This is a genomic window from Caulobacter sp. B11, from assembly GCF_002737765.1.
Lineage (GTDB): Bacteria > Pseudomonadota > Alphaproteobacteria > Caulobacterales > Caulobacteraceae > Caulobacter.
The window spans coordinates 1-4,625 of sequence record NZ_PEGG01000248.1 but is presented as its reverse complement, the minus strand read 5'-3'; the positions used below and the strand labels follow the sequence as shown (position 1 = coordinate 4,625).

Annotated in this window: 2 protein-coding genes and 2 pseudogenes; 3 read left to right on the top strand and 1 reads right to left on the bottom strand. The window is 67.2% G+C overall.

Translation table 11 applies throughout. From position 1 onward, the window contains the following. Nucleotides 1-20: 20 nt before the first annotated feature. Nucleotides 21-739, bottom strand: a pseudogene (gene nth, locus CSW58_RS16260) (endonuclease III). A gap of 979 nt (nt 740-1,718) precedes the next feature. Here nth and CSW58_RS10335 point away from each other — a divergent pair. The 3 genes and pseudogenes from CSW58_RS10335 to CSW58_RS10325 all read left to right on the top strand — a co-directional run. Further along, nucleotides 1,719-3,221: an NAD(P)/FAD-dependent oxidoreductase gene (locus tag CSW58_RS10335; protein WP_099447230.1), complete on the top strand. Its 1,503-nt coding sequence runs from the start codon at nt 1,719-1,721 to the stop codon at nt 3,219-3,221. A 2-nt stretch (nt 3,222-3,223) separates the two neighbouring features. Beyond that, the gene (locus CSW58_RS10330) at nt 3,224-3,655 is read left to right on the top strand and encodes a GtrA family protein (protein WP_099447229.1); all 432 of its coding nucleotides are present in this window, start codon (nt 3,224-3,226) and stop codon (nt 3,653-3,655) included. Between the two features lie 56 nt (nt 3,656-3,711). Next, nucleotides 3,712-4,625 (top strand): annotated as a pseudogene (locus CSW58_RS10325) (hypothetical protein); the annotation flags it as partial.

Here is a 4,625-nt window from a genome sequence, read left to right as displayed (position 1 = left end):
CCCTTCAGGGGGGAGCACGATTACCGTCCGCGCCAGGCCAGCACGTCGGCGCTGTGACCGACACCGATCCTGGGACACTGGGCCTTGAGCGGGCAGGCTCCGCACTGCGGCGTCTCCTGCTCGCAGACCAGCTGGCCCAGGCCCTTGATCAGCCCGTGCAGCTCGAACAGGTCGTCGCTGCTCCAGTGATCGGAACCTGATCCATCAGGGGGGTAGGCATGGGCGGCGTCCGCTGTCGCCGCGATCAGGCCCAGGCGCTTGGCCACACGGTGAACGTGGCTGTCGACCACGATCGCCCGCATCGCAAGGCTGCTGAAGTTCAGGACGCAGGCGGCCGCCTCGACCCCCACGCCAGCAGGCCTTGCAGCCACCAGCGCGCCGAGTCGATCTCCAGGTCTTTCAGGTGATCGAGGGTCAGACGCCATTTGCAGCGGATCTGGATCAGTCGCAGGGCATGCGGCAACTGCCGGGCCTTGTCGGCGGCGAAGGCCACGTCGTGGATCGCCTCCAGCACCGCGGGCTCGGGCGCTTCGGCCAGGTCTTCCCAGCTGGGAAACCGGTCAGCAGGCGTCGGAAGGCCGACCAGGACGGGGCGTCCGGGGTGCGGCGCTGACCGCCGCCTTGACCAACTGGGAAACGGGATCGAGCCGCTGGGTCGGCCGCTCGGCCCAAAGGTCGTCAACAACCGGTCGCGAACGGCGGCGAGGGGCGAACTGGAAAGGGCGAGCGAGAGCTGCATGGCGACTCACTATCGGAACATAGTGAGAACATGAGGTTAATCGCCGGGAAAAGTCGAGGCGTCTCAGTTGAGGCGGTCGCGGCCCCATAGCGCGTCACGCGACGGGTCAGGCGCTGTAGCGCCACGCGCACCGGGGTTGGCGGCGGCGGCGGGGAGGGGCGTTCCTCGTCTGGCAACTCGACACCCGCGAACCGGGCGATCAGGTCGCGCAACTCAGGCTCCTGCACCGCCATGGCGGCCTCGATCGGCGGCATCCATTTGACGGTTCTCTGGCCCTTTTCCGGCCAGGTGGCGTGCTCGCCGGTCACCTCAAGCGGGTAGACGTCGACCGTGACGGCGCGGGCGGCGCCGCTCTTCAGCCGCTTCAGGTAGGGATAGTCGCCAAAGGCTTGGCCGCGACGCGGCCGTCCAGGCCGGCCTCCTCATAGGCTTCCTGGCGGCGGCGGCCGGGTCGGCCTTGCCCTTCATCTGCCAGCCCTTGGGATGACCCAGCGGCGGGTTTCGCGCGATGAGACCAGCAGGACGGTCAGGCCGTCATCTGTCATCCGCCAAGGCAGGGCGGCGACCTGACGGGTCTTGCCGGGCCCTTGCGGCCAACGGGTTTAGTCGTACGCGCCGTCACACCCTCCACAATCCACACTTCAAGATCAACAATACGCTCGCTGGCATTAGCGCGCGCTGTCGGGTGAGTCGTCGAGACTAGAATGATCCGTTGACTGAATATTCCGTCATCGATCTCGGCGTCCACCCGTCCAAACAGGCGCGGGGACAGGGCCTGAAAGGTGAGTCTGTGGATGGCGCCATCATGACCGGTCCTGAGAAAAAGACATGCGGGTTTTCCACCAGGACGCGCGGTGTTGAGCGGTCGCCACGGGCGACGGGGCGGTAAGGTCCGCTGATTAAGGCGGATTCACCATGTCTGGCCGTCTCGTCTTAACCACACGCCGCCATTGTAGCTCGACCAACGATCGGAGCGGACATGGGCCAGCACGTTGAAACCCTGGTGATCGGAGCGGGCCCCGCGGGCCTGACGACCGCCTATACCCTGGCCAAGGCCGGTCGCGGCGTCACCGTGCTGGAGATGGATCCGGTCTATGTGGGCGGCATCAGCCGCACCGTGGACTACAAGGGCTTCAAGTTCGACATCGGCGGCCATCGGTTCTTCTCGAAATCGAAGGAAGTGGTCGATCTCTGGAACGAGATCCTGCCCGATGACTTCATCGACCGTCCCCGGCTGTCGCGCATCTATTACCGCGAAAAGTTCTACGCCTATCCACTGAAGGCCTTCGAGGCCCTGGCCAATCTGGGCGTCTGGACGGCCGCCCTGTGCATGGCCTCGTTCGGACTGGCCAAGGCCCGTCCGATCAAGGACCCGACCACCTTCCACCAGTGGGTGCGCAACCAGTTTGGCGAGAAGCTGTTTTCGATCTTCTTCAAGACCTACACCGAGAAGGTGTGGGGCATGAGCTGCGACGAGATCTCGGCCGACTGGGCCAGCCAGCGCATCAAGGGTCTGGACCTGGCCTCAGCCATCATCGACGGCGTCAAGCGCTCGCTGGGCGTCAAGGCCAAGGCCGGGGCCGAGGGCGCGCCCAAGACCCTGATCGAAAGCTTCCGCTATCCCCGCAAGGGCCCGGGCATGATGTGGGAGGCCTGCGCCGCCAAGGTCGCAGCCCTCGGCGGCGAGGTCCGCATGGGCCGCAAGGTCGACGGCCTGCACTTCGACGCGGCCCGGCGGCTTTGGACGGTGAACGTCACCTGCCAGGACGGATCGAGCGAGACCTATACCGCTGACGACGTCGTCTCCTCTGCCCCCATTCGCGAGCTGATGAGCGCCATCAGCCCGACACCGATCAGCCTCTTCCATGCCGGCGAACTGATGTACCGCGACTTCATCACGGTGGTGCTGATCGGCACGCCGCAGAAGGAACTGCCCGACAACTGGATCTATATCCATGATCCGTCGGTGAAGGTCGGGCGGGTGCAGAACTTCCGGTCGTGGTCGCCCGAAATGATCCCCGACGGCGTCTCGACCTGCCTGGGCCTGGAATATTTCTGCTTCGAGGGCGACGGCCTGTGGGTCGCGCGTGACGAGGACCTGGTCGAGCAGGCCAAGCGCGAGATCGGCAAGATCGGCCTGATGGCCCCGGGCGACGTCTATGACGCCTGCGTGGTGCGCCAGCACAAGGCCTATCCGGTCTATGACGACAGCTATGCCGAGCACGTCAAGATGATCCGCCTGGACCTCAAGATGCACTTCCCGGGCCTGCACCTGGTCGGCCGCAACGGCATGCACAAGTACAACAACCAGGACCACGCCATGATGACCGGCATCCTGACCGCCGAGAACATCCTGGCCGGCGAGACCGTGCATGATGTCTGGGAGGTCAATGAGGACGCCGAGTATGGCGAAGCCGGCGTCTCGGGCGCCCGCGAGGCCCTGAGCAGCGAGCGCGCCGTGCCGCGCAAGGTCGCCGCCTGAGCATGAGCCGGGTTCGCGCCCTGCTGGATCGCGTTCCGACCGGTCTGCGGGAGTTCCTGCTGTATGGCCTGTCCAGCGCTCTGGCCCTGGGTCTGGATTGGGGCCTGCTGGTCGGCTTGACGGCCGCCGGCCTCAACTATCTGGTCGCCGCCGCTATCGGCTTCTGTAGCGGCATGATCGTCACCTATGGCCTCAGTGTCGCGGTGGTGTTCCGGGAACGACGCCTGACCAGTCGCTGGCAGGAGTTGGCGGGCTTTGTCGGGGTCGGGCTGGCGGGACTGGCCCTGACCCAGGTGCTGCTCGCCCTGTGGGTCGAGGTGTTCGGCATGACGCCCGGCTTGGCCAAGATCCCGACCGCTGGCTTGGTGTTCCTGTTCAATTTCACCGTCCGCCGGGCGCTGCTGTTCCGCGCGGCCGGCAGCCTGGCGCCTTGACCTCCCGGGTTCGCGCGGGACTGGCGCGCCTGGGGCAGGGGCCTTGGTCGCCGCTGATGGCGATCGCCGCGCTTTTCGCCTTGAGCCGCGCCTATCAGGGCGTCCGCCACGACGCCCGCCTCTATGTCGGCGACGCCCTCGCCAGGCTGGACCCCGGCGGAGTCGGGCGTGACCTGATGTTCGTCCATGACGGACAGTTCGGGTTCAGCCTCTATACGCCGTTTCTGGCGCGGCTGATCGGGGCCTGCGGCCTCGCCAACGCCTCGCTGATCGTTGTCTTGGCGACCCTGGCGCTGTGGTTCGCCGGTCTGGTGCTGCTGACCCGCGCCCTGACCGCCGACCGCGCTCCGGCCGCCCGCTGGGCGGTGCTGGTCTTCGCTGTCGCCCTACCGGCGTTCTACGGCCCGCTCAATGTGATCAGCTACGGCGAGCCGTTCGCCACGCCTCGGGGCCTGGCCGAGGCCGCGGGCCTGGCGGGCATGGCGGCCTATCTTGCGGGGCGCAGGATCACCGCCCTGGCCCTGTTCGGGGCGGGCATGCTGTTTCACCCGATCATGGGCCTGTGCGGCCTGGCCTCCGTCTATATGGCCCTGTGCCTGGAGGATCGCCGCTGGCTGATTCCCGGCGTGGTCGGGGCCGTGGTGCTCCTGGCCGCCGCCGGGCTCGGCCTGCCGGTCGCCGAGCGACTGCTGACGGTGATGGACCCGCAGTGGCGGCCTCTGGTCGAGGCGCGCAGTCCGATCCTGTTTCCCTCCCTGTGGCCGCTTCAGGCCTGGAGCCGCCTGGCGGTCCAGGTCGCCACCCTGGCGATCGGCGCGAGCCTGCTGCAAGGGCGGGCCCGCACCCTGGCCCTGGGCGCTCTGGCCGCTGGTCTTATTGGTCTGGCGGCCGTCGCGGTTCTGGGCGACCGCTTCTCGCTGCTGCTGATCCTGCAGGTCCAGCCCTGGCGCATGCTTGAGCGGTCGCCCTG

Excerpts from the sequence above, each read along its gene's own strand:
- CSW58_RS10335 (WP_099447230.1), top strand. The coding sequence starts at position 1,719 with ATGGGCCAGCACGTTGAAACCCTGGTGATCGGAGCGGGCCCCGCGGGC.
- CSW58_RS10330 (WP_099447229.1), top strand. The coding sequence starts at position 3,224 with ATGAGCCGGGTTCGCGCCCTGCTGGATCGCGTTCCGACCGGTCTGCGG.